Annotated in this window: 23 protein-coding genes; all 23 read right to left on the bottom strand. The window is 68.4% G+C overall.

The window, feature by feature from the left end; genetic code table 11:
• Positions 1 to 74: 74 nt before the first annotated feature.
• The 23 genes from secA to VGJ96_13830 all read right to left on the bottom strand — a co-directional run bounded on the left by secA (position 75) and on the right by VGJ96_13830 (position 23,628).
• On the bottom strand, positions 75 to 3,317 hold the full coding sequence (gene secA / locus VGJ96_13720; protein ID HEY3288172.1) for a preprotein translocase subunit SecA: 3,243 nt from the start codon (positions 3,315 to 3,317) through the stop codon (positions 75 to 77).
• A 10-nt stretch (positions 3,318 to 3,327) separates the two neighbouring features.
• Entirely contained in the window at positions 3,328 to 3,891 is a 564-nt protein-coding gene (gene nadD / locus VGJ96_13725) for a nicotinate-nucleotide adenylyltransferase (GenBank protein ID HEY3288173.1), read from the bottom strand.
• A 3-nt stretch (positions 3,892 to 3,894) separates the two neighbouring features.
• Positions 3,895 to 4,689 (bottom strand): outer membrane protein assembly factor BamD, encoded by a 795-nt coding sequence (gene bamD / locus VGJ96_13730; protein ID HEY3288174.1) that lies wholly within the window; start codon positions 4,687 to 4,689, stop codon positions 3,895 to 3,897.
• A 40-nt stretch (positions 4,690 to 4,729) separates the two neighbouring features.
• On the bottom strand, positions 4,730 to 5,689 hold the full coding sequence (locus VGJ96_13735) for a UDP-glucuronic acid decarboxylase family protein (GenBank protein ID HEY3288175.1): 960 nt from the start codon (positions 5,687 to 5,689) through the stop codon (positions 4,730 to 4,732).
• A complete protein-coding gene (locus VGJ96_13740; protein HEY3288176.1) occupies positions 5,686 to 6,990 on the bottom strand; it encodes a UDP-glucose/GDP-mannose dehydrogenase family protein in 1,305 nt (434 codons plus the stop codon). Before VGJ96_13740 ends, VGJ96_13735 begins: the two co-directional genes overlap by 4 nt.
• A gap of 45 nt (positions 6,991 to 7,035) precedes the next feature.
• The gene (locus VGJ96_13745; GenBank protein HEY3288177.1) at positions 7,036 to 8,385 is read right to left on the bottom strand and encodes a nucleotide sugar dehydrogenase; all 1,350 of its coding nucleotides are present in this window, start codon (positions 8,383 to 8,385) and stop codon (positions 7,036 to 7,038) included.
• A gap of 18 nt (positions 8,386 to 8,403) precedes the next feature.
• A complete protein-coding gene (locus tag VGJ96_13750) occupies positions 8,404 to 9,516 on the bottom strand; it encodes a DegT/DnrJ/EryC1/StrS family aminotransferase (protein ID HEY3288178.1) in 1,113 nt (370 codons plus the stop codon).
• A gap of 248 nt (positions 9,517 to 9,764) precedes the next feature.
• Positions 9,765 to 10,808 carry a Gfo/Idh/MocA family oxidoreductase gene (locus VGJ96_13755; GenBank protein ID HEY3288179.1) on the bottom strand — a complete coding sequence of 348 codons (1,044 nt, stop codon included), beginning with the start codon at positions 10,806 to 10,808 and terminating at the stop codon, positions 9,765 to 9,767.
• Positions 10,805 to 11,389 (bottom strand): acyltransferase, encoded by a 585-nt coding sequence (locus VGJ96_13760; protein HEY3288180.1) that lies wholly within the window; start codon positions 11,387 to 11,389, stop codon positions 10,805 to 10,807. Before VGJ96_13760 ends, VGJ96_13755 begins: the two co-directional genes overlap by 4 nt.
• Positions 11,390 to 11,530: 141 nt before the next feature.
• Complete coding sequence (carB, locus tag VGJ96_13765; GenBank protein ID HEY3288181.1) at positions 11,531 to 14,758, bottom strand: carbamoyl-phosphate synthase large subunit; 3,228 nt, start codon at positions 14,756 to 14,758, stop codon at positions 11,531 to 11,533.
• Positions 14,742 to 15,707: a GDP-mannose 4,6-dehydratase gene (locus VGJ96_13770; GenBank protein HEY3288182.1), complete on the bottom strand. Its 966-nt coding sequence runs from the start codon at positions 15,705 to 15,707 to the stop codon at positions 14,742 to 14,744. The genes carB and VGJ96_13770 overlap by 17 nt, the downstream gene beginning before the upstream one ends.
• A gap of 1 nt (position 15,708) precedes the next feature.
• Positions 15,709 to 16,674, bottom strand: a complete 966-nt coding sequence (gmd, locus tag VGJ96_13775) for a GDP-mannose 4,6-dehydratase (protein HEY3288183.1) — start codon at positions 16,672 to 16,674, stop codon at positions 15,709 to 15,711.
• A gap of 207 nt (positions 16,675 to 16,881) precedes the next feature.
• On the bottom strand, positions 16,882 to 17,103 hold the full coding sequence (gene rpmB / locus VGJ96_13780; GenBank protein ID HEY3288184.1) for a 50S ribosomal protein L28: 222 nt from the start codon (positions 17,101 to 17,103) through the stop codon (positions 16,882 to 16,884).
• A gap of 3 nt (positions 17,104 to 17,106) precedes the next feature.
• The gene (gene rplQ, locus VGJ96_13785) at positions 17,107 to 17,463 is read right to left on the bottom strand and encodes a 50S ribosomal protein L17 (GenBank protein ID HEY3288185.1); all 357 of its coding nucleotides are present in this window, start codon (positions 17,461 to 17,463) and stop codon (positions 17,107 to 17,109) included.
• A 6-nt stretch (positions 17,464 to 17,469) separates the two neighbouring features.
• Positions 17,470 to 18,531, bottom strand: coding sequence for a DNA-directed RNA polymerase subunit alpha (locus tag VGJ96_13790; GenBank protein HEY3288186.1), 1,062 nt, complete (start codon positions 18,529 to 18,531; stop codon positions 17,470 to 17,472).
• 166 nt (positions 18,532 to 18,697) lie between these two features.
• A complete protein-coding gene (gene rpsD / locus VGJ96_13795; protein HEY3288187.1) occupies positions 18,698 to 19,330 on the bottom strand; it encodes a 30S ribosomal protein S4 in 633 nt (210 codons plus the stop codon).
• Between the two features lie 3 nt (positions 19,331 to 19,333).
• Positions 19,334 to 19,711: a 30S ribosomal protein S11 gene (rpsK, locus tag VGJ96_13800; protein HEY3288188.1), complete on the bottom strand. Its 378-nt coding sequence runs from the start codon at positions 19,709 to 19,711 to the stop codon at positions 19,334 to 19,336.
• Positions 19,711 to 20,088, bottom strand: coding sequence for a 30S ribosomal protein S13 (gene rpsM / locus VGJ96_13805; protein HEY3288189.1), 378 nt, complete (start codon positions 20,086 to 20,088; stop codon positions 19,711 to 19,713). Before rpsM ends, rpsK begins: the two co-directional genes overlap by 1 nt.
• Before the next feature lie 6 nt (positions 20,089 to 20,094).
• A complete protein-coding gene (gene rpmJ, locus VGJ96_13810; GenBank protein ID HEY3288190.1) occupies positions 20,095 to 20,211 on the bottom strand; it encodes a 50S ribosomal protein L36 in 117 nt (38 codons plus the stop codon).
• Positions 20,212 to 20,409: 198 nt separating this feature from the next.
• Positions 20,410 to 20,541: a hypothetical protein gene (locus VGJ96_13815; protein ID HEY3288191.1), complete on the bottom strand. Its 132-nt coding sequence runs from the start codon at positions 20,539 to 20,541 to the stop codon at positions 20,410 to 20,412.
• Positions 20,538 to 21,254 carry an orotidine-5'-phosphate decarboxylase gene (pyrF, locus tag VGJ96_13820; protein ID HEY3288192.1) on the bottom strand — a complete coding sequence of 239 codons (717 nt, stop codon included), beginning with the start codon at positions 21,252 to 21,254 and terminating at the stop codon, positions 20,538 to 20,540. The genes VGJ96_13815 and pyrF overlap by 4 nt, the downstream gene beginning before the upstream one ends.
• On the bottom strand, positions 21,251 to 22,183 hold the full coding sequence (locus VGJ96_13825; GenBank protein HEY3288193.1) for a dihydroorotate dehydrogenase: 933 nt from the start codon (positions 22,181 to 22,183) through the stop codon (positions 21,251 to 21,253). Before VGJ96_13825 ends, pyrF begins: the two co-directional genes overlap by 4 nt.
• Entirely contained in the window at positions 22,180 to 23,628 is a 1,449-nt protein-coding gene (locus tag VGJ96_13830) for a hypothetical protein (protein HEY3288194.1), read from the bottom strand. Before VGJ96_13830 ends, VGJ96_13825 begins: the two co-directional genes overlap by 4 nt.
• Positions 23,629 to 23,669: the final 41 nt, after the last annotated feature.

The following is a 23,669-nucleotide window of genomic DNA, read 5'->3' on the forward strand; positions in this document are numbered from 1 at the left end:
GCGACCGGCGATGCAATAGGGGACCGCACCAAACCGTCGCTCTCGACGACGGGCACCCGTCCCCACGCATCGTCCTACATCGACGCCCCGTGGCACTTCTTGAACTTCTTGCCAGACCCGCAGGGGCACGGATCATTGCGCCCCACGGTGGACCAATCCTGTACCCCGGTGCCGCCAGCGGGTGCCGCGGCCAGCGCGCCGGTGAGCGTGCGCGCGCGTCCCGCGCCGACGATCATCGGGTCGGCCTTCACGATCTCGCCCTCGCCCGGTGTTTCGGACGGGCCGATGTCGAGCACCTCACCCTCCGGCACGTCCTCGGCGACGCCGAGCGCGTTGAAGCGGCGCTTCGTCTCGGGCGGCGGTGGCGGCGGCGCGGGCGGATCGTACATCAGCTGCACGCGCAGGAACCGCTCGGTGAAGGTGTGCTGGATGTCCGTCATGAGGTCCACGAACATCGTGTACGCCTCCTGCTTGTACTCCAGCAGCGGGTCCTTCTGGCCCCACGACCGGTACCCGATCGACCCGCGCAGCTGGTCGAGGTCGTACAGGTGGTCCTTCCACTTCTCGTCGAGGACGTTGAGCATCACGAGCGCAAGCACCTGGCCGGCGTGCTCGGCGAGCGTGTCCATCTTGGCGTGGAAGGCCTTCGTCCCCGCCACGCCGCCCTCGGTCTTGGCCTCGGTGATGCTCGACGGCCGCGTGCCGTCGGGCTCGAAGCACGGCACCGTCAGCAGGTAGTGCATCAGCAGGTCCTGCCGGACGAGATCGAGGTCCCACTCGAGCGAGTCGTCGAACGCCGCCAAGGTGGTCTCGATGCGGCGGCCCACGGCGGTCTCGACCATCTTGATGGCCTCGCCCTTGAGCTCCTCGCCGCCCTCGAGCGCGAACGCGCGGAGGTTGTAGATCACCTCGCGCTGCTGGTTCATGACGTCGTCGTAATCGAGCAGCCGCTTGCGGCTCTGGAAGTTCTGCAGTTCGACGCGCTTCTGGGCCTGCTCGATGGAGCGCGTGATGAGCGGATGCGTGAGCATCTCGCCCTCCTGCGCGCCGAGCCGGTCCATCAGCCGCGCGATGCGGTCCGAACCGAAGAGGCGCATCAGGTCGTCTTCGAGCGACAGGAAGAACTGCGACGCGCCCGGGTCGCCCTGGCGGCCGGCGCGGCCGCGGAGCTGGCGGTCAATGCGCCGCGACTCGTGCCGTTCGGAGCCGATGATGTGCAGGCCGCCGCACTCCGAGACGTCGATCTCCTTGCCGTCCGGGTCCTTGATGCGCGACGGCTTCGACGGGATCACGCCCTCGCCAAGCTTGATGTCGGTGCCGCGGCCGGCCATGTTCGTCGCGATCGTGACCCCGCCCGACTGGCCGGCCATCGCCACGATCTCGGCCTCGCGCTGGTGGTACTTGGCGTTCAGCACCTGGTGCTTGATGCCGGCGCGCTGGAACATGCGCGACAGCGTTTCCGACGCTTCCACGGAGGTCGTGCCGACGAGCACCGGGAAGCCGAGGTCGTGCAGGCGCCGCGTCTCCTCGACGATGGCGTTGTACTTCTCGCGGCGGGTCTTGTAGACGAGGTCGTGGCGGTCGTCACGGATGACCGGCCGGTTGGTCGGGATGACCGCGACCTCGAGCCGGTAGATCTGGAAGAATTCCGTCTCCTCCGTCTCGGCGGTGCCGGTCATGCCCGCCAGCTTCTCGTACATGCGGAAGTAGTTCTGGATGGTGATGGTGGCGAGCGTCTGCGTCTCGCCCTTCACCTGCACTCCTTCCTTGGCCTCGACCGCCTGGTGCAGTCCCTCGCTCCAGCGGCGCCCGTGCATCGTGCGGCCCGTGAACTCGTCGACGATGAGCACCTGCCCATCCTGCACGACGTAGTTCACGTCCTTCTCGTACAGCGAGTGCGCGCGCAGCAGCTGATGGATGATGTTCAGCTTCTCGCTCTTCAGCGCGTATTCGCCCTCGATCTGGCGGCGGGCCTCGAGCTTCTCCGCCCCCGTCATCTCGTGGCTGTGCTCGATGCGGTGGACCTCCGACGAGATGTCGGGGAGCACGAACTGGTCGTGGTCCGACGGACTCAGGAAGTCGACGCCGCGATCGGTGAGGTGCACGGTGTGGCCGCGCTCGTCGAGCACGAAGAGGAGATCGTCCTCGAGGTCGCGGAAGGCCTGCTTGGCCGACGGGAGCTTGCGGTCGGCGATGACCTCGAGCTCCTGCTTTTGCACGAGCATCTTGACGCCCTGTTCCTGCAGGGCCTTGAGCAGGCGCTTGTTCTTCGGGTTGCCGAGCTGCGCCTTGTAGAACGCGAGCCCGGCGCCCTGCAGGTCGCCGGCCTCCATCGCCTTCTCGCCGCGCGCCACGAGGTCGTTGGCCATCTCCGTCTGCCGCCGCACGAGGCGCATGACCGCCGCGTTGTGCTCCGCGTACTGCCCGTCGCTCTCGTTCCCCACCGGGCCGGAGATGATGAGCGGCGTGCGCGCCTCGTCGATCAGGACCGAGTCCACTTCGTCGACGATGGCGTAGACGTGCGGACGCTGCACCCGCTGCTCGGTGGCGACCACCATGTTGTCGCGCAGGTAGTCGAAGCCGAACTCGTTGTTGGTCCCGTACGTGATGTCGGCGTTGTACGCGGCCCGGCGTTCCGGCGTCCCCGGCTCGGTGTCGTCGAGGCAGGCGACGCTCAGGCCGAGATAAGTGAACAGGTGTCCCATCCACTGCGAGTCGCGCCGGGCGAGGTAGTTGTTCACCGTCACCAGGTGGGCGCCGCGCCCCGGCAGGGCGTTGAGGTAGAGCGGGAGCGTGGCCACCAGCGTCTTGCCTTCGCCGGTCGCCATCTCGGCGATCTTGCCCAGGTGCAGCTGGATGCCGCCGACGAGCTGCACCTCGTAGTGCACCATGTTCCAGTCGATTTCGCGGCCGGTGACCATGGCCTTCGTGCCCACGAGCCGCCGGGCGGCCTCGCGCACCGTGGCGAAGGCCTCGGGGAGGATTTCGTCGAGCGTGTCGCGCACGGACCGGCGGTACTGCCCCTCGAGGCCGCCGCGTCCATCGGCGCCGCTGAGTTCGTTGTCGATCGATTCGCGCTCGGCGGCATCGGCCGCCGTCTTCTTGCGCTCCTTCAGTGCGTCGATCCGGTGCGAGAGCTCCTGCGTGCGTTCCGTGATGATGCCGCGGAACTTGTCGGTCTGCGTCTTGAGCTCGTCCTCGGAGACGGACGCGAGCCGCCGCCCATGTTCCTCGATTTCCGCGAGGATTGGCCGGATGCGCTTGAGTTCCCGCTCATGTCGTGAGCCGAAGACCGTGCCCAGCAGCTTGTTGAACATGCAGTATCCTCTATCGGTACAGGCCATGCGCCGCGATGTACGCGGCCACGGCGTCAGGCACGAACCCACGAATGGAGCGTCCGGCCGCCACGCGCGCGCGGATCTCGGTGGCCGAGACGTCGACGCGCCACGTCGGCAGCGCCCGCACGCCGGTGGGGAGCGCCAACTCCTCCCCGCCCCGCGAGAGCACCACCACTTCTGCCAGCTCCCGAATGATCTCCGGTTCCCGCCACTTCGGCAGCAGGGCCGCCGCATCCATCCCAAGGAGCAGGAATAATGCCGCGTCCGGCTGTCGCGCCCGGCATGTCCGCAGCGTGTCCACCATGAACGAGACGCCGCCCCGCTCCAGTTCCAGCGCATCCACCCGGAACCGCGGGTCCCCCTGCACCGCCAGCCGCGTCATCGCCAGGCGATGCTCAGCCGGCGCCGAAGCGTCAGCCGCCTTCAGCGGCTGCTGCGCGGCCGGCACCCAGATCACCTGATCCAGCGTCAGCGACTCGACCGCATCGCCGGCCGCCAGCAGATGTCCCACGTGCGGCGGGTCAAACGTCCCGCCGAAAATGCCGATCCGCACGGTTCAGGGCGCCGGTTTGGCCGGCGCCGCCGTCGAGTCCTTGGCCGGCTTCATCCCGTCGCACGCCTTCGCGACGCCCGCGTCCTTCGGGTACAGCTCAAACAGCGTGGCGCAGACTTCGCGTGCGTCCTCGCGGTAGTTCATCGTCGGCGAGCGATACGCATTCACCATGCGGATCATCGCCTGCCGCGCCCGGTCGGTGTTGGGGTAGTTCTTGACGACGTCGCGGAAGTAGATGATGGCCGAATCGTAGGCCTTGCGGCGGAAGTAGGCGTCACCCGTGTCGAAGTCCTTGGTGGCGAACCACTCGTCGAGGCGCTTCAGCTCGGCGTCGGCCTTCGGCTTGAAGGGCGACTCCGGATACAGCGTGATGAGCAGGCGATACTGCACCTGCGCCAGCTGCCCGTATTGCGGGTCGAGCGCCGGACGGCGCCAGAGCCGCGAGTAGCTGCGCCCCGACTCGTACAGGGCGTCGTCCGCGAGCGAGTCGTCGGCAAAGTTCTCGGCGAGCTTGGTGTACTCCTGCGCCGCCAGCAGATGCTCGGAGCGCCCGGTGTGCGCCTTGGCGAGGTACCAGTGCGCGCGCGACAGCAGCGAGTCGCCGGCCGGCAGGTCGAGCGTCAGCTTCTCGAACCCCGTCACGGCGTCATCCCACTTCTTCTTGTGGAAGCGGTCGAGCGACGCGGTGTAGAGCTTCTCGCTGGTCGGATACTTGCGAAGACTGAACGCCGGCCGGCACGCCGGCAGCACGAGGGCCGCGGCAAGCAGGATGGCGGGGATGCGGAAACGGAGGGTCACGTCGGAAAGGTACCCGGAGAGGGGGCGATGGTTCGGCAGGTCAACGGCCGCGCGGCGCCATGCGCGGCGAGCCGGCCAGGGTGCGGAAGTAGTCGATGGTGCGCTGGACTCCGGTGCGGACGTCGATCTGCGGCGTCCACCCGAGCAGGGTCCGGGCGCGCGTGATGTCCGGCTTGCGCACCTTGGGGTCGTCCTCGGGGAGCGGTTCGTGCACGATGCGCGACGCGGAGCCCGTCAGCTCGACGACGATCTCGGCGAGCTGGCGCACCGTGTACTCGTCAGGGTTGCCGATGTTGCACGGATTGGCGTCACCCTTCAGGAAGAGCTGGTACAGCCCTTCCACCTCGTCCTCCACGTAACAGAACGAGCGGGTCTGCGAGCCATCGCCGTAGATGGTGATGGGCTCGCCATTGAGCGCCTGCACGATGAAGTTCGACACCACGCGGCCGTCGCGGGGACGCATGCGCGGCCCGTAGGTGTTGAAGATCCGCACGATGCGCGTATCGAGCCCGTGCGTGCGGTGATACGCCATGGTGATCGCCTCGGCGAAGCGCTTGGCCTCGTCGTAGACGCCGCGCGGGCCGATGGGATTCACGTTTCCCCAGTACGACTCGACCTGCGGATGGACGAGCGGGTCGCCGTACACCTCGCTGGTGGACGCCAGGAAGAACCGCGCCCCCTTGGCCTTGGCGATGCCCAGCGCGTTGTGCGTCCCCAGCGATCCCACCTTGAGCGTCTGGATCGGCAGCTCGAGATAATCGATGGGGCTCGCCGGCGAGGCGAAGTGCAGCACGCCGTCGAGCGGGCCGGCGACATACGTGAACTCGGAGATGTTGTGCCGCAGGAACGAGAAGCGGTCGTTCCCAATCAGGTGCGCGATGTTGTCGGGGTGGCCCGTGACGAAATTGTCGAGCCCCACCACCTCATGGCCGTCGCGCAGGAAACGGTCGCACAAGTGCGAGCCGAGAAAGCCCGCCGCGCCGGTGATGAGCACTCTCATGCGCGCTCCCGCCCGATGGAGCGATAGGTGAAGCCGAACTTCGCCATCTTCGCCGGATCGTACAGGTTGCGGCCGTCGATCAGCACCGGCGCCTTGAGCGTCGCGTGAATGCGCGCGAAATCCGGGAACCGGTATTCGTTCCAGTCGGTCACCACGACGAGCGCATCGGCGCCCTCGAGGGCGGCGTAGTTCGTCTCGGCGTAGGTGATCGTGTCGCCGAGTCGGCGCCGCGCCTCCGGCATCGCGGCCGGGTCGTGCGCGCAGACCGTGCCGCCCGACTTCAGGATGGCATCGATGAGCACCAGCGCCGGCGATTCGCGCATGTCGTCGGTGTTCGCCTTGAACGACAGCCCCCAGACGGCGATCCGCTTCCCCTGCAGCGAGCCGAGCGCCGCGGCGAGCTTGGCGCCGAGCACCGTCTTCTGGCGCGCATTCGCGGACTCGACGGCCTCGAGCACCGCGAGCGGCGCGTCGACGCGGTGCGCGGTGCGCAGCAGCGCCTGCACGTCCTTGGGGAAGCACGAACCGCCGTACCCCGGACCCGGGAAGAGGAAGGCGGACCCGATGCGCGAATCGCTGCCGATGCCCTTGCGCACGAGATCGACGTTGGCGCCGACCTTCTCGCACAATCCGGCGATCTCGTTCATGAACGAGATGCGCGTCGCGAGCATCGAGTTGGCGGCGTACTTGGTCATCTCCGCCGACGGGATGTCCATGAAGATGATCGGCTTGCCGGTGCGCACGAACGGCGCGTACAGCTCGGCCATCACCGAGCGCGCGAAGTCGCTCTCGACGCCGAGCACGACGCGGTCGGGCTTGAGGAAGTCGTCGATGGCCGCCCCTTCCTTGAGGAACTCGGGATTGGAGCAGACGTGGAACGGGAACTTCGCGTTTGCGGCCACCGCGGCGCGCACCTTCTCGGCCGTGCCGACCGGGACGGTCGATTTCGTGACGACGACGATTTCGCGCGCCATGAAGCGGCCGATGGTGTCGGCCACGGCCAGCACGTGCTTGAGGTCGGCCGAGCCGTCCTCGTCCGGCGGCGTGCCGACGGCGATAAAGACGACGTCCGCCGAAGCGACGGCCCCAGCGATGTCGATCGTGAACTTGAGGCGTCCCGCGCCCTGGTTGCGCTCGACGAGCGTGTCCAGTCCGGGTTCGTAGATCGGCAGGACGTTCTTCTTCAGTCCGTCGATCTTGGCCTGGTCAATATCGGCGCACGTGACGTTCGAGCCGGTCTCGGCGAAGCAGGCGCCGGCGACCAGGCCGACATATCCGGATCCGATGACGGTGATGTTCATCGACAGTGATGGCGGATGGCAGATGGCGGATGGCAGAACATTCGATCAGACCGCTGCGTGCTGGCGGGGAGCGTCGGGGGTGAGCGAGACGATGCGGGCCTTGCCGGGCTTGAGGCCGGCCGTGGCGTGGCGGGTGTCCACCACCAGCGAGGCGAGGTTGACCACGCGCTGGTAGTCCACCGCCTTGTGATTCGTGACGACCACCACGACGTCGGCGGCGACGAGCACTTCATCTGTCAGCGACACGCCCACCACCTCGTGCCCGTCCTCGCGGAAGCGCGGCACGTGCGGATCGTGGTACTCCACATGCGCGCCCTGCGCCTCGAGCAGCTTGATCACGTCCAGCGCCGGGCTCTCGCGCATGTCGTCGATGTCGTTCTTGTAGGCGACGCCGAGCACGAGCACGCGCGAGCCGTTGACCGCCTTCTTCACGTCGTTGAGCGCGCGGGCGACCTTCTCGACGACGTACGCCGGCATCGCGCTGTTGATCTCGCTCGCGAGGTCGATGAAGCGCGTCTTGTAGTTCAGCGTGCGCATCTTCCACGCGAGGTAGTGCGGATCGAGCGGAATGCAGTGCCCGCCGATGCCGGGGCCCGGCGTGAACTTCATGAAGCCGAACGGCTTGGTGGCCGCGGCCTCGATCACTTCCCAGACATCCACGCCCAGCCGGTCGCAGACGATCGCCATCTCGTTCACGAGCCCGATGTTGACCGACCGGAAGGTGTTCTCCAGCAGCTTCACCAGTTCCGCCGCCTCCGGCGACGACACCGGCACGGTGCGGTCGATGCACGACGAGTACAGGCGCGACGCCATGTCCGTGCAGGCCGTCGTGATGCCGCCCACGACCTTGGGCGTGTTCTTGGTGTTGTAGACCGGGTTGCCCGGATCGACGCGTTCGGGCGAGAAGGCGAGGAAGGCATCCTCGCCGATGGTCAGGCCGCGCGCTTCGAGCGCCGGCAGCAGCAGGTCGCGCGTGGTGCCGGGATAGGTCGTGCTCTCGAGCACCACGAGCATGCCCGGGTGCGCATGGCGCGCCACGGTGTCGGTGGCCGAGATCACGTACGACATGTCGGGATCGCGCGTCTTGGCGAGCGGCGTCGGCACGGCGATGGACACCGTGTCCACCTCGCCCAGCCGGGCCTCGTCGGTGGTCGCCTCGAAGCGCCCGCCCTTCACGTGCTTCGCCACCTGCGCGGCCGGCACGTCCTGGATGTGCGACTCGCCGCGCATCAGCAGGTCGCAGACGCGCTGCTGCACGTCGTACCCGATCACGTGGAATCCGGCCTCGCAGAGCTCCATCACCAGCGGGAGTCCCACGTAGCCCAGCCCCACCACGGCACAGACGGCCTGGCGGGACTCGATGCGCTGCTGCAGCCGATCGCGAATGCTCGTCATCGTTGGCCTGGCCTCGGGTTACTTGCCGAAGAAGCCGCGCACCGCCGACACGACCTCGTCGAGCTGCGCCGGCGTGAGCTCGGGGTAGATCGGGAGCGAGACGACTTCCTTCGACGCCCGCTCGGCCTCGGGACACTGCCCTTCCTTGTAGCCGAGGTAGGCGAAGCACGGCTGCAGGTGCAGCGGAAGCGGGTAGTAGACCGAATGGCCGATCCCCTTCGAGGCGAGGTGCGCCTTGAACTCATCGCGGCGCGGCACGCGGAGGGTGTACTGGTTGAAGATCGACTCGCTCACCGGCTCGGTGTACGGCGTCGTGATCTCGGCGACATCGGCGAACGCCTGGTTGTAGAACGCAGCGTTGGCGCGGCGCTTGGCGCTCCACTGCGCGAGGTGCGGAAGCTTGGCCAGCAGTGCCGCCGCCTGCAGCGCGTCGAGACGCGAGTTGTAGCCGACGATCTCGTGGATGTATGTCTTGGTGCTGCCGTGCGTGCGGAGGCGCATGAGTTCGTTGTAGAGCCCCTCGTCCTGCGTCACCACCGCGCCGCCATCGCCGTAGCCGCCCAAGTTCTTGGACGGGAAGAAGGAGAAGGTGCCGATGGTCGCCGCTTCGCCCGCCATGCGCCAGGTGCCGTCGATCTTGCGGCGCGCGCCGATGCTCTGCGCCGCGTCCTCGATCACGGGAATGTCCTTGGCCACCTTGGCCACCGCCTCGACCGCCGCCACCTGGCCGAACAGGTCGACGGGAACGACGGCCTTCGTTTTCGAGGTGATCGCCGCGCCCACCGCCGCCGGATCGATGTTGAACGTCTTCGGGTCGATGTCCACGAAGACCGGCGTGGCGCCGACGTTGTGGATGGCGCCCGCGGTCGCGAAGAAGGTGAAGGGCGACGTGACGACTTCCGTTCCGGCCACCGCCCCCACCGCGCGATACGCGATCAGCAGCGCGTCGGTGCCGCTGGCGCAGCCCACGGCATACCTGGCGTTCGACAGCTTGGCCACCTCAGCCTCGAGGTCGGCAACCGGCTTGCCGAGGATGAACGCCTGGTCATCCACGACCTTCATGATGGACGCGACGACCTCGTCGCGGATGGTCGCGTGCTGCGCGCGGAGGTCGAGCAGAGGGACGGACATGGGCGGGTATGGGAAAGGGGGAACCGGAGGTTCCCTTAATAGTTGTCGTAACCGGATAAAGTTACTTCCGGAGAGCGAGGAAGGGGAGGCACAGCGGGGTTATGGGGGCGGAACGGGGAGGGGGTAGAGGCCAGGCGAGGGGCGAGGGGATGCGGAACGAGGAGGGAGGTCACTGGCGTGCCCAGGACCTCCCTCCTCGTTCCGAATCTCGTCCCGCCTCGCCTGGCCTCTACCTCGTCCTCGTTCCGTTACAGTTGCGCCCTGAGCGGGAGGGGCACTTCCCTGCCCGTCTTCGCCGACTCGTAGATCCCGAGGATCAGCTCGAGCGACTTGCGGCCGGAGCGTCCGTCCGTGTCGGGCACCGACTCATCGCGCAGGACGGCCAGCACATTTCGGTAGTAGCCGGCGTGGCCGAAGCCGTAGACGTTGGGCGGGTTGGTGGCCGCCTGCTCGATCAGCTTGTCATCGTCGTCGTACGACTCGAACTGCCAGTGCTCGACCTTGTTCACCGCCGTGCCGCCGATCTTGACCGTCCCCTTCTCGCCGATGATGGTGATGGACCCTTCGAGGTTCCGCGGATAGGTCAGCATCGTCACTTCGAACACGCCGATGGCGCCGTTGCGGAACTTGAGGATCGCCGCGCCCGAGTCCTCGGCTTCGATGCGCCGCGCCAGCGTGGCGGTGCGCGCCATCACGCTTTCGACCGGACCCACCAGCCACTGCACCAGATCCACGTAGTGCGAGGCCTGGTTCATGAAGGCGCCGCCGTCGAACTCCCAGGTGCCGCGCCACGGCGCCTGATCGTAGTACTCCTGCGGCCGCGCCCAGCGCACCGTGGCATTGGCCATGTAGATGCGGCCGAACCGGCCGCGGTCCACGGCGCGCCGCAGCAGCTGGATCGCGGGATTGAGCCGGTTCTGCTTGACGACGAACAGCCGCACGCCCGCGTCATCGCACGCCTGCACCAGCGCATCCGCCGCCGAGAGCGAGATCGCCATCGGCTTCTCGCAGACCACGTGCTTGCCCGCCTGCGCCGCCTTGATGCCGTGCGCGGGATGCAGCCCCGACGGCGTGGCGACCACCACCACGTCACAGTCGGCCCGCTTCAGCATCTCGTCGTACGCGGTGAACCACGGCACGCCCCACTTGGCACCGGCCTCGCGCGCCCGCTCCTCGACGATATCGCACACGGCCGTGAGCGTGAGTCCCTCGAGGCCCGCGATCGCGTCGAAGTGGTTGTGCGCGATGCGCCCGCAGCCCACGAGCGCCACCTTGAAGTTGCGATCGCTCATCGGTTGCCTGCCGGCAGCGGCGTGACCTTCTCCCCCTTGCGCGCATACTCGCGCGCGCACGACGGGCACTCGAGTTGCATGATGTCCTCGCGCAGCTTCACGCCACACTCGCACATCCACCCGGTGCGCCGCGCCGGCACGCCCGTCACCAGCGCGTAGTCCGGCACGTCCTTCGCCACCACCGCGCCGGCGCCGACGAAGCAGTACCGGCCCAGGGTGACGCCGCAGACGATGGTGGCGTTCGCGCCGATGGAAGCGCCCTGCTGCACCAGCGTGCGCCGGTACTCGTGCTTGCGCGACACCGCGCTGCGCGGATTGATGACGTTGGTGAAGACCATCGACGGGCCGCAGAAGACGTCGTCCTCGAGTTCCACGCCCTCGTAGATCGAGACGTTGTTCTGGATCTTCACGTTGTCGCCGATCTTCGTGCCGTTCATCACCACCACATTCTGGCCCAGCGAGCACCGCGCGCCGATGACGGCGCCCGGCATCACGTGGCAGAAATGCCAGACCTTGGTGTCGGCGCCAAGCACCGCGCCGTCATCAACGAACGAGGATGGGTGGACCCAGGGTTTAGTCATGGCGGAAATGTGGGTGGGGCAGACGGGAGACGGAAGACGGGAGACGAGAGATCCGCCGCCATGCCCTGTCGTACTCTGTCGTACTCTGTCGTACTCTGTAGTACTCTGTCGTACTCTGTCTTACTCTGTCATACTCTGCGGCTATCCAATGTCCGCCAGCCACTCCTGCACACTGCGCACCGTCTTGGGCCGTTCGCGCAGCGTCTGGATGGCGTCGCTCGCGGCGCTCGCCGCCGAGAGCGTGGTCGTATACGGCACCCGCTGCGTGATGGCCACCTGACGCAGGGAGTAGTCGTCCTTCTGCGACCGCTTGCCGAGCGGCGTGTTGACGAGGAGGTGGATCTCCCCGTTGACCAGCAGGTCGATGCCGTTCGGACGCCCTTCGCTCACCTTCTTCACGGCGTCGCACGGCACGCCGTGCTCGCGCAGGTAGCGTGCCGTGCCGGTCGTCGCGACGAGACCGAAGCCCATCGCGTGGAACCGGCGCGCGATCTCCACGGCCTTCGGCTTGTCGTGGTCGTTGACGGTCAGCATCACCATGCCGGAAAGCGGCAGGCCGTTGCCCGCCCCCAATTCCGCCTTGGCGAACGCCATGCCGAACGAGTCGGCGATGCCCATCACCTCGCCGGTCGAGCGCATCTCGGGGCCGAGGATCGGGTCGTACTCGCGGAACTTGGTGAACGGGAAGACCGCTTCCTTGACCGCGACGTACGGCGGGATGATCTCCTTCGTATAGCCGATGTCGACCAGCTTCTCCCCGAGCATCACGCGCGCGGCCAGCGAGGCGAGCGGGACGCCGATCGTCTTCGACACGAACGGGATGGTGCGCGACGCGCGCGGATTGACCTCGAGCACGTAGACGACGCCATCCTTCACCGCGTACTGCACGTTGATGAGCCCGACCACGCCGAAGGCCTTCGCAAAGGCGACGGTGTGCGCGCGCATCTGGTCGGCGTCCTTCTCGGAGAGCTGGATGGGCGGGAGCACGCAGGCGGAGTCGCCGGAGTGGATGCCGGCGTCCTCGATGTGGTGCATCACGCCGCCGATGACCACCGTCTCGCCGTCGCTCAGCGCGTCGACGTCCGCTTCCCAGGCGTCCTCCAGGAAGCTGTCGATGAGCACCGGGCGATCCTCCGAGACGCGGACGGCGCGCTGGAAGTAGTCGCGCAGGGCGGGCTCGTCATAGACGATTTCCATCGCGCGCCCGCCGAGGACGTAGCTGGGGCGCAGCAGCACCGGATACCCGATGCGCTTGGCAATCTCCACCGCGGCGTCGACGCTCGTCGCCGTCCCGTTGGGTGGCTGGGCGACGCCGAGATTGCGCGCCACCTCCTCGAACCGCCGGCGGTCTTCCGCGGCGTCAATCGAATCGGGCGAGGTGCCGAGGATCTTCACCCCCGCCGCCTCGAGGCCGCGCGTCAGCTTCAGCGGCGTCTGGCCGCCCAGCTGCACGATGACGCCGATCGGCTGCTCGCGCTCGACGATCTCGAGCACGTGCTCCAGCGTGAGCGGCTCGAAATAGAGCTTGTCGCTGGTGTCGTAGTCGGTGGAGACGGTCTCGGGGTTCGAGTTGATCATGATCGTCTCGTACCCCTGCTCGCGCAGCGCCATGACGGCGCGCACGCAGCAGTAGTCGAACTCCACGCCCTGCCCGATGCGGTTGGGCCCCGACCCGAGGATGATCACCGACTTGCGGCCGGTGCGCGGCGCCTCGGTCTCCTCGTCCCACGTGCTGTACAGGTACGGCGTGCTCGACGGGAACTCGCCGGCGCAGGTGTCCACCATCTTGTAGACGGGGCGGATGCCGGCCTTCCACCGGCGCGCCCGGACGTCGGCTTCCTTCTCGCCGCGCAGGCGCGCGAGCTGGGCGTCGGCAAAGCCCATCTGCTTCATCCGCTTCAGCACGCCCTCGCTCACCGTCCGCAGCGCCGCGTACTCGCGCTCGGCGTCCACCAGCTCCTGCATCTGCGCCAGGAACCAGGGATCGATGAAGGTGATCTCGTGCAGCTCGGCGAGGCTCATCCCGGCGAGGATCGCCCGCTTCACCTGGAAGATGCGCTCCGGCGTCGGTAGCTGCAGCGCGGCGCGCAGCGCGTCGATGGAGTCGTCGGGCAGGCGGTCGTCGATGAGCCGATCCCCGATGTCCCATCCCTGGCGGCCGTTCTCCAGCGCGCGCAGCCCCTTCTGGAAGGCCTCCTTGAAGGTGCGGCCGATCGCCATCGACTCGCCGACGCTCTTCATCTGCGTCGTGAGCCCCGGGTTGGCCCCCGGGAACTTCTCGAAGGCGAAGCGCGGGCACTTCACCACCACGTAGTCGAGCACCGGCTCGAACGAGGCCGGCGTCGTCTTCGTGATGTCGTTGGGGAGCTCGTCCAGGCGATAGCCGACGGCGAGCTTCGTGCCGATCTTCGCGATCGCGAAGCCGGTCGCCTTGGAGGCGAGCGCCGACGAGCGCGAGACGCGCGGGTTCATCTCGATGACGATGAGCTCGCCGTTGGCCGGGTTGAGCGCGAACTGGATGTTGCAGCCGCCGGCGTCCACGCCGATCTCGCGGATCACCTTGATGGCCGCGTCGCGCATCAGCTGGTACTCGCGGTCGGTGAGCGTCATCGCCGGCGCGACGGTGATGGAGTCGCCGGTGTGCACGCCCATCGGGTCGAGGTTCTCGATGGAGCAGATGATGACGACGTTGTCGTCCTTGTCGCGCATCACCTCCAGCTCGAACTCCTTCCAGCCGATGAGCGAGCGCTCGATGAGCACCTGCGAGATGGGCGACTCGTCGAGGCCGCGGCGGCAGGTGGCCTTGAACTCGATCAGGTTGTAGGCGACGCCGCCGCCCGAGCCGCCGAGCGTGAAGGCGGGACGGATGATGGCCGGGAAGCCGGTGAACTCGAGGATCTCGAGCGCCTCCTCCATCGTCGTCGCGATGCGCCCCTGCGGGCACTTGAGCCCGATCTTCTCCATCGCCTCGCCGAAGAGCTTGCGGTCCTCGGCCACCGCGATGGCGCGCGCGTTGGCGCCGATCAGCTCGACCCCGTACTTGGCGAGCACGCCGTTCTCGTGCAGGGCCATCGCCACGTTGAGCGCCGTCTGGCCGCCCATCGTCGGCAGGAGCGCGTCGGGGCGCTCGCGCGCGATGATCAGCTCGACGAACTCCGGCGTCACCGGCTCGATGTAGGTGCGATCGGCGACCTCCGGATCGGTCATGATGGTCGCCGGGTTCGAGTTGACGAGGATGACCTCGTACCCCTCCTCGCGCAGCGCCTTGGCGGCCTGCGTGCCGGAGTAGTCGAACTCGGCGGCCTGCCCGATGACGATGGGGCCGGACCCGATGAGCAGGATGCGATGGATGTCAGTGCGACGCGGCATTCAACAGGTCGTCGATGATGTCCGTGCGGGACCGGCGGGGAGTCCATCCGGTCGCGGTACGAAGTTTCGAGTTGTCGCCCACGAGCCACGGCACGTCCACGGCGCGGCGGAGGGCGGGATCGCTCACGAGCTCGGCGTCGACGCCGGCCCGCGCGCACACCTCGCGGGCGAGGGCCTCGACGGTCACGCCGGTGCCTGAGCACACGTTGTAGACCTCGCCGGGAACGCCGTGGCTCGCGAGTGAAAGATAGGCGGTCGCAACGTCCTCCGCGTGCAGGAAGTCGCGGGTGGTGTGGCCGTTCCCGATCTTCAGCGACCGCGGCGCCGGCGCGTGTTTCGCGGCCAGCACACGGTCCACGAGGGCGGGAATCAGGAAATGCCGCGCCTGGCCCGGGCCCGAATGGTTGAACGAGCGGGTGCAGGTGACGCGCAGGCCGTCGGCGCGCGCCGCCTCGAGCGCGAAGACTTCCTGCGCCCCCTTGCTCGCGGCATAGATGGTGCGCGGATGGCACGCCGCCGTCTCCGGCAGCGGCCCCGCTTTCGCCTCGTGCGCGCCATACTGCTCGGCGCTGCCCACGATCACGATGGCCGGGTCGAGCGCGCCCGCCGCGCGGCGGCGGCGGATGTCGGCGAGCATCACCACGGCGCTCATGACGTTGGTCTCGCAGACGTTCACTGGCTCCTCGCGCGCCGTCGGCACGAAGGAGATGCCCGCGAGGTGGAAGACGGCGTCCGGCGTCGACGCGTCGAGCACCTCGGCGACGGCATCCACGGCGCGCAGGTCGGTGGAGATCCAGCGCACCGCGCGGCGCTCGTCGTCGGTGAGGGCGCCGTGCGGGGCGGGACCGGTGAGCGAGGCGCCGGTCACCTCCCATCCGTCGCGGAGGAGCGCCCGGCACAGCCACTGCCCTGCGAAGCCGGCGGCGCCGGTAACGAGGGCGCGCTTCACGTCAGCCGGCCACGCGATGCCGCGCCAGGTCGGCGTCCACCATCATCCGGACCAGCCCGTGGAAGTCCACGGTGGGCGTCCAGCCCAGCTGCTCGCGCGCCTTCGACGGATCGGCCACCAGTAGTTCCACCTCGGCGGGGCGCATGAACCGCGGATCCACCTTCACATGGTCGTGCCAGTCGAGCCCCGCGTGGGCGAACGCCACCTCGCAGAGTTGCTGCACGGTCCAGGTATGCCCCGTCCCGACGACATAGTCCCCGGGCTCGTCCTGCTGCAGCATACGCCACATCGCGTCCACGTAGTCGCCGGCGAAGCCCCAGTCGCGGCGCGCCGTCAGCGTGCCAAGGACGACCTCGCGGGCGGTCCCCAGCTTGATGCGCGCCACCGCGTCGGTGACCTTGCGCGTCACGAACTCGAGGCCGCGGCGCGGGCTCTCGTGGTTGAAGAGGATGCCGCTCACCGCGTAGAGCCCGAAGGACTCGCGGTAGTTCACCGTGATCCAGTGGCCATACACCTTGGCCACGCCATACGGCGACCGCGGATAGAGCGGCGTGTTCTCGCGCTGCGGCGTCTCCTGCACCATGCCGAACATCTCGGACGAGCTGGCCTGATAGAAGCGCGCCTTGGGGCAGGCCCGCTTCATCGCCTCGAGCATGCGCGTCACGCCGAGGGCCGTGAACTCGCCCGTCAGCACCGGCTGCGTCCACGACGTGGCGACGAAGCTCTGCGCGGCCAGGTTGTAGATCTCATCGGGCTTCACCGCATCCATCACGTCGACCAGCGACGTCTGGTCGAGCAGGTCCGCCGAGTGCAGCTCCACGCGATCGATGAGGTGCTCGATCCGCTCGTACGGCGTCGTCGACGAGCGGCGGACGATCCCCACCACGCGGTAGCCCTTCGCGAGGAGAAGTTCGGCCAGGTAGGAACCATCTTGGCCGGTGATGCCGGTGATCAGCGCGGTAGGCATTTAGGAGATCGGATGGCGAAAGGCGGATGGCAGACGGCGGATGACGGATGGCGGATGGCAGCGCAACCTGGTGGCGGCCTCTGCAGATGAATGTACCATCTGCCAACGGCCATCAGCCATCTGCCATCGCCCGTTGGGCCTCACATGAAGAAGGGAGCCCTCTGGGGCTCCCCTCTCACTACCCCAACGAGAAGCGCGACCGCGCGCTTAAGCGACCGCCGCCTTCCCGCGCGGGGCGCGGCGCACCTTGTTGGCGTGCAGGCAGCGGGTGCACACCTTGACCTTGGTGATCTTCCCTTCGTGGACCACGCGGACGACCTGGAGGTTGGGCTTCCAGGTGCGGCGGGTCTTGTTGTTGGCGTGCGAGACGTTGTTGCCGAAGGCGATTCCCTTCTCGCAGACGTAGCACTTGTTGCGGGCGATGGGCATGGCTCAGTTCTCCACGATCTCGATGCGCGCCATGTCCGCGCCGTCGCCCTTGCGATGGCCCGTCTTGAGGATGCGCGTGTACCCGCCCGCGCGCTTGGCCATCTTCGGACCGACTTCCTGGAACAGCTTGTCGGCGGCCCCGCGCTTGTGGACGTGCTTTCCGGCCTCGCGGCGCGCGTGCAGCGTGCCGGCCTTGGCCTTGGTGATCAGCTTCTCGACGAACGGCCGCAGCTCCTTGGCCTTCGCTTCGGTCGTTTCGATCGCGCCGCTCTCGATGAGAGAGGTCGCGAGGTTGCGCAGAAGCGCGAGCTTCTGCTCGCTGGTCCGGCGCAGCTGCCGGCCTGCCTTACGGTGACGCATCGGGTGTTACTCCTCTTCTTCGTCGTCGGGCGCGTTGGCCGCGGCCCGGCTCGGCGGCGTGCCCCAGTCCGTGACCCGGACGCCGTCGCCACTGTCCTCGAACTTCATCCCGAAGTTCAACCCTTCACGCTCGAGCAGGTCCGCGATCTCCTGGAGCGACTTCTTGCCAAAGTTCTTGACCTGAATGATCTGCCCTTCCGTCTGCCGGACGAGATCGCCGAGCGAACGGATGTTGGAATTCTTCAGGGAGTTGACCGACCGCACCGAGAGCTCGAGCGCGTCGATGGAGGTCGACAGCAGCTGGGCGAGACGCTGGGCGTCGGACGTGCCGTCGCCGGCGATGGCCGCGCTGTGCGACCCGAAGCCGGCGAAGTACTGGAAGTGCGTCTGCGCGAGGGCGGCGGCGTAGCTGACCGCCTCCTCCGGCGACACCGTGCCGTTCGTCTCGACCGTGAGGACGAGGCGATCGTAGTCGGTGCGCTGGCCGACGCGGGTCTCGCTGACGTGGAAGTTCACGCGGCGGACCGGCGAGTAGATGGAGTCGATGCGGACGAGGTCCACCGGGAGCGACCGGTCGGCCGGGTGCTGCTCGGCCTCGAGGTAGCCGCGCCCCTTGTTCACGTACAGCTCGACCGTGATGTCGCGGTCGTCCTGCATGGTGAACAGGTGATGCCTGGGGTTGACGACCTTCACGCCCCCCTGGTCCTCGATGTCGCCCGCGACCACCGCCCCGGCCTTGGTGCAGTTGATGCGGAGCACCGTCTCCTCGAGGTCGCTCGCCAGCGAGAGCGTGAGCGTCTTGAGGTTGCCGATGATCTGGTGGACGTCCTCGACGACGCCCTGGATGGTCTGGTGCTCGTGGAGCACGCCATCGATGCGGAAGCCCCACACCGCGGAGCCGCGCAGCGACGACAGCAGCATGCGGCGCATCGCGTTGCCGAGCGTGTGCCCGTAGCCGCGTTCGAGCGGCTGCAGGCGGAACTCGGCGATGTTCGGGTTGTCGTCGCGCTTCGTCATCTCAACGAGCTGCGGCCGCACCAACCCGCGCAAATCAATAGTCTGAGCCATACGTCCGTGAGATCCGTGATGTGGTCAGGCGGCGATCAGTTCGCCGCCTACGCCCTGCCTCGCCCCTGACGCGCGGCAGGCCCGTGTAACAGTCAGGGTAGACCAGGTGGTGCGGGCACGGGCACGGGCACGGAACAGCTGCCAGCCCCCGGGCGTCGCACCGCCGTTACTTCGAGTACAACTCCACGACCAGCTGCTCCTGCGCCGCGATCGGGATGGACGCGCGCTGCGGACGCTCGAGCATGCGGCCGCTGAACGAATCCTTGTCCACGGCCAGCCAGCTCGGGACCTGGCCGCGGGCGGCCTGCTCGAGCGAGGCGACCACCGCACCGAAGGCGCGGGCGTGCTGACGGACGCGGATCTCCTCGCCCGGCTGCACCTGGTACGACGGGATATCGACGGACTTGCCGTTGATCTCGACGTGGCGGTGACGGATGAGCTGGCGCGCCGCCTTGCGGCTGGCGGCGAAGCCCATGCGGTACACCATGTTGTCGAGACGGCTTTCGAGCGCGGCCAGCAGGTTGTGGCCGGTGATGCCCGGGAGCGACGACACCTTCTCGAAGGTGTTGCGGAACTGCCGCTCGCTCACGCCGTACATGCGCTTGATCTTCTGCTTCTCACGCAGCTGCTTGGCGTATTCCGACACCTTGCGGCGACGCGACGTGTTCTGCCCGTGCTGGCCCGGCGCGTACGGCCGGCGCTCCACGGGGCACTTCTCGGTGAAGCACTTCGTGCCCTTCAGGAACAGCTTCGTGCTCTCACGCCGGCACTGCCGGCAGCTGGGACCCGTATACCGCATGGGTTAGACCCTCCGGCGCTTCGGCGGACGGCAGCCGTTGTGCGGAATCGGCGTGACGTCCTTGATCGACTTGACGGTGAGTCCGGCGGCAGCGAGCGCCTGGATCGCGGACTCGCGTCCCGACCCCGGCCCCTGCACCCGGACGTGCACCTTGCGGACGCCGGCGGTCAACGCCTCGCGCGCGCACTGCTCGGCGGCGACCGTCGCCGCGAACGGGGTGCTCTTCTTGGAGCCCTTGAACCCGGCCTTGCCGGCCGAGCCCCACGACACCGCGTTCCCGTGGGAATCGGTGATCGTGATGAGGGTGTTGTTGAACGTGGCGCTGATGTGGGCGACGCCTTCCGCCTCCACCACGCGCTTGGTCTTCTTGCCTGTAGCCATTACTTGGTCACCTTCTTCTTGCCGGCGATCGCGCGACGCGGACCCTTCTTGGTGCGCGCGTTGGTGTGCGTCCGCTGCCCGCGGACGGGCAGCCCGCGACGGTGGCGGATGCCGCGATACGACCCGATGTCCATCAATCGCTTGATGTTCATCGCGATCTCGGTGCGCAGGGCACCTTCGACGCGGTAGTTCTTTTCAATCTCCTGACGGAGCTTGTTGACGTCGGCGTCGTTGAGGTCCTTCACCCGGATGTCCGGGGAGACGCCCGCCGCCTCGAGGATGCGGCGCGCCACGGCGCGGCCGATGCCATAGATGTACGTCAGGCCAATATCCACGCGCTTTTCGCGCGGCAGGTCGACGCCAGAAATTCGAGCCATAGTCGGTTAACCCTGCCGCTGCTTGTGCTTGGGATTGCGCTTGCAGATGATGCGAGTCACGCCGTCGCGCTTCACGACCTTGCAGTGCTCACAAATCGGCTTCACGCTGCTTCGAACTTTCACGCGAACTCCCGGTGGTGATTTTTGGGACAGACTGGAAGCGTAACCGGTTGGGAGAGCGAATACAAGCGGGGCCCTTGACTTTTTTTTGGTGCTGACGTGTACGGGAATGGATCCGCATGGTTTCGGCGGATATTCGGGTCAAACGATTGAGGATTGGGAATTCGGAACGGGATCCAGGATTCCGATTCGGGACGGCGACTAGCGATGGCGCTTCGACCCGCGTCCCGTGGCTACCGAGGCGAGCGCAACGGAGCGGGCGACCATCGCCGCGATCGCCCGGCGCGGAATGCGCGTGCCTCGAGGGAAGTCGGCGGCGGCCGTTTGCGTCATCCGGCGTGCAATTCCCCGAGCACCATCCGCATCGCCGAGGGCGGGTCGTCGGCTGCCGTTACCGTGCGGCCGATTACCACGTACGACGCGCCCGCCTTGGCCGCCTCGCGCGGAGTCATGACCCGCGCCTGATCGTGGGCGGGCGCGCCGCCGAGACGAATGCCGGGCACCAGCGTGCGCAACGCTTCACCGTGCACGGCGCGGACCGCCGAGACTTCCGTGCCGGCGCAGACGATCCCGTGCGCGCCGGCCTGGGCCGCCAGCCCGGCCAGGCGCAGCACCTCCACGCCGACGCTCTCAACCGTGTGTCCCCGCGAGGCTTCCAGGTCGCCTTGCGTCATCGAGGTCAGCACCGTCACCGCGAGAATGCCCGTCGACCCGCCCGCTCCCTCGACCGCCGCGCGGAGCATCGGCGCGCCTCCCACCGCGTGCACCGTGAGCAACTCGACGCCGAGCGATGCGGCGCTCTGCGCCGCCCCACGCACCGTGTTGGGGATGTCGTGCAGCTTGAGGTCGAGGAAGACCCGCTTCCCCGCCCCACGCAGCCACTCGACGACGCGCGGCCCTTCGGCCGTGTACAGCTGCAGCCCCACCTTGTAGAAATCCGCGCTCGCGCCGAGCCGCTCCACCAGCGCATGCGCGGCGGCCATCGTGGGTACGTCGAGCGCGACGATGGCAGACGGCGGACGGGAGACGAGAGACGAGAGAGTCACGACGTGGGCCACTCCAGGGTGCCGCGCAGGCTATCCACGTGCGATACCCCATGCGCGTCGCACCAGCGGGCGAGGTCGCCGACGATGCGCTCGGCGGTGCGCGGATCGGCCATCGACGCGGTGCCGAGTGCCACCAGCGAGGCGCCGGCGATGATGAGCTGGAGGACGTGCGCCGCGGAGCTCACGCCGCCGGTTCCGATCACGGGCGTGCCGGGCAGCGCCTGCGTCACGCGCCGCACCGCGAGCGCCGCGATCGGCAGCAGCGCCGGCCCGCTCACGCCGCCGCTTCCGAAGCCGAGCACGGGGCGCCGCGATTCGACGTCCACCACCAGGCCCGGCATGGTGTTGAACAGCGTCACGCCGGTGGCGCCGTTGTCGACCGCCGTCCGCGCCGTGGCCACCACGTCGGGGAGCGTGGGCGACAGCTTGACGAAGAGCGGCTTGGCCGTCGCCGAGCGGGCGCGCGACACGAGGGCGCCCAACGCCTCCGGGTCCGCGCCGAACTCGAGCCCACCCTTCCTGGTATTCGGGCAGCTGACGTTCAGCTCGAAGCCGTGCAATCCCGCCGATGCGTCGAGTCCGGCCACCACCTCGGCGTAATCCTCGATGGCGCGCCCGACCACGTTCACGAAGACGCGGGGCTGACGGACGTTCGCCGCGATCCACGGCATCGCCTCGACGCGCACGGCCTCGAGCCCGGGATTGGCGAGGCCCACGGCGTTGATCATCCCGCCGTCAAAGTCCCAGACGCGTGGCGCGGCGTTGCCGTGCCGCGGCTCCGGACTCACCGCCTTCGTCACGAATCCGCCCAGCCGCTCGAGTTCCACGATGCCCGCCAACTCGCGCCCGTACCCTGCCGTGCCGGAGGCGAGCAGCACCGGATTGGTGAACTCCAGCCCCGCCACCGTCGTGCGCAGCGCAGCGGTCATGGGATCGCTCCTGCCGCAGGGGCCTTCGGGGCTGGCTTCTTCACGGGACGGATGGGTCGCTTGGTGGTGGCCGGCGAGCGGCCGGCGCGCAGCTGCGCCAGTGAATCGGCAAACTGCATCGCCACTTCCTTCCACGCAACGCGCAGCGTCGCTTCGGAGACCTCCCACGCCGGAAGATCGCCGGGGCTTCCGCCGTCGAGCGCGACGGCCCACGGCGATCGTGGATAGCGCTCGCGGAGGCGCTCATGCATCGCGGGCGCCGAGTCGGGTTCGAGAACGGCGGCGCTGTAGAGCCCGCGCGGCGCCATCAGCGCGCCCTGCAGCTGCTGGTCGATGCGGCGGAAAAGCTGGAAGGCCAGGCGCGGCGCGCGCAGTGAGTCGCGCGCGATCTCGGCGGCGAGGTAGAGCGACGCGCCGGACGCGTCCTTGCGTCCCGCCAGGAGTTCGAGCAGCAGCAGGTTGTCGTCGAGCCGGCGCTGGAGCGATGACGCGCGTCCCGTCGTGGCGCCGCGTCGGACCGCCGCGGCAACGTCCTCGAGGTGAGAAAGCGGCGCCAGCGAGATCAGCGTGAGCCGAGCCACGGCCTCCGCCTCGGCGACGCTGTCCACCGCCAGGCGGCGCGCCGCCACGAGATGCGACCGCGCCGCGGCATCATGGCCATCAGCAATCTGGAGATCGGCCGCGAACATCCGCAGCGCCAGCATGTCCGGCGCGTGCGTGCCGGCGGACTGATACCGGGCCACGAGTCGTTCCACCGCATCACGCTCCCCGGCGAGCCAGAGCGCGCGAAGCATCGGCGTGAGGTCGGGTCGCACGTCTCCCCGAGCGGCGCGCAGGGTGAGCAGCGACTCCGCCACCGCGTACTGCCTGGCCGCCAGCGAGGCCTGCGCCAGTTCCCACTGTGCGGCGCCGGCGTCGAGCGGACCCAGCACGCGCCGCGCGCGGTCCGCGTCACCAAGGGCGATGGCGGCGCGGGCCGCCCAGAGCGCCGCCTGGGGCCGGAGATCGCGCTGGCCCGCGGCGGCAAGCGGCTCGAGCACCGCGAGCGCCGCCAGCGGACGGGCCGCGCGCACTTCGCACACGCCCTGCGCGACGAGCAGTTGTTCGCGCGACAATGCGTTCTTCGTCGGATGCGCGAGCGCCTCCGCGAGTCGCGGCCGGGCCGCGGCGCAGTCGCCGCCCAGCGCGGCGGCGCGGGCCGCGATGCCGACGGCCTCGGGGCGCCAGCGCGAACGCGGATACCGGACGAGCACGGTTTCGGCCTTCGCCGCGGCGGCGGCGTATCGCGTGCCGGCCTCGCTCTCGCGCCCCTGACGCGCCAGGCGGTCGCCGGCGGTCAGCTCGGCCTTGGCGTTGTAGAGGCCGTTGTAGTACGCGCAGGCCGTGACGGATGGCAGAAGGCAGAGGGCGGATGGCAGCACGAGACGCCGAAGCGCCGCGCGCACGCGGCCAGTCGCGGGAGCCGGTCGCCGGGTGCGACGGCGGC

The sequence above is a fragment of the Gemmatimonadaceae bacterium genome (assembly GCA_036504815.1).
Taxonomy (GTDB): domain Bacteria; phylum Gemmatimonadota; class Gemmatimonadetes; order Gemmatimonadales; family Gemmatimonadaceae; genus PNKL01.

Excerpts from the sequence above, each read along its gene's own strand:
- secA (HEY3288172.1), bottom strand. The coding sequence starts at position 3,317 with ATGTTCAACAAGCTGCTGGGCACGGTCTTCGGCTCACGACATGAGCGG.
- VGJ96_13735 (HEY3288175.1), bottom strand. The coding sequence starts at position 5,689 with ATGAGAGTGCTCATCACCGGCGCGGCGGGCTTTCTCGGCTCGCACTTG.
- VGJ96_13740 (HEY3288176.1), bottom strand. The coding sequence starts at position 6,990 with ATGAACATCACCGTCATCGGATCCGGATATGTCGGCCTGGTCGCCGGC.
- VGJ96_13745 (HEY3288177.1), bottom strand. The coding sequence starts at position 8,385 with ATGACGAGCATTCGCGATCGGCTGCAGCAGCGCATCGAGTCCCGCCAG.
- VGJ96_13750 (HEY3288178.1), bottom strand. The coding sequence starts at position 9,516 with ATGTCCGTCCCTCTGCTCGACCTCCGCGCGCAGCACGCGACCATCCGC.
- VGJ96_13755 (HEY3288179.1), bottom strand. The coding sequence starts at position 10,808 with ATGAGCGATCGCAACTTCAAGGTGGCGCTCGTGGGCTGCGGGCGCATC.
- VGJ96_13760 (HEY3288180.1), bottom strand. The coding sequence starts at position 11,389 with ATGACTAAACCCTGGGTCCACCCATCCTCGTTCGTTGATGACGGCGCG.
- carB (HEY3288181.1), bottom strand. The coding sequence starts at position 14,758 with ATGCCGCGTCGCACTGACATCCATCGCATCCTGCTCATCGGGTCCGGC.
- gmd (HEY3288183.1), bottom strand. The coding sequence starts at position 16,674 with ATGCCTACCGCGCTGATCACCGGCATCACCGGCCAAGATGGTTCCTAC.
- rpmB (HEY3288184.1), bottom strand. The coding sequence starts at position 17,103 with ATGCCCATCGCCCGCAACAAGTGCTACGTCTGCGAGAAGGGAATCGCC.
- rplQ (HEY3288185.1), bottom strand. The coding sequence starts at position 17,463 with ATGCGTCACCGTAAGGCAGGCCGGCAGCTGCGCCGGACCAGCGAGCAG.
- VGJ96_13790 (HEY3288186.1), bottom strand. The coding sequence starts at position 18,531 with ATGGCTCAGACTATTGATTTGCGCGGGTTGGTGCGGCCGCAGCTCGTT.
- rpsD (HEY3288187.1), bottom strand. The coding sequence starts at position 19,330 with ATGCGGTATACGGGTCCCAGCTGCCGGCAGTGCCGGCGTGAGAGCACG.
- rpsK (HEY3288188.1), bottom strand. The coding sequence starts at position 19,711 with ATGGCTACAGGCAAGAAGACCAAGCGCGTGGTGGAGGCGGAAGGCGTC.
- rpsM (HEY3288189.1), bottom strand. The coding sequence starts at position 20,088 with ATGGCTCGAATTTCTGGCGTCGACCTGCCGCGCGAAAAGCGCGTGGAT.
- VGJ96_13815 (HEY3288191.1), bottom strand. The coding sequence starts at position 20,541 with ATGACGCAAACGGCCGCCGCCGACTTCCCTCGAGGCACGCGCATTCCG.
- VGJ96_13825 (HEY3288193.1), bottom strand. The coding sequence starts at position 22,183 with ATGACCGCTGCGCTGCGCACGACGGTGGCGGGGCTGGAGTTCACCAAT.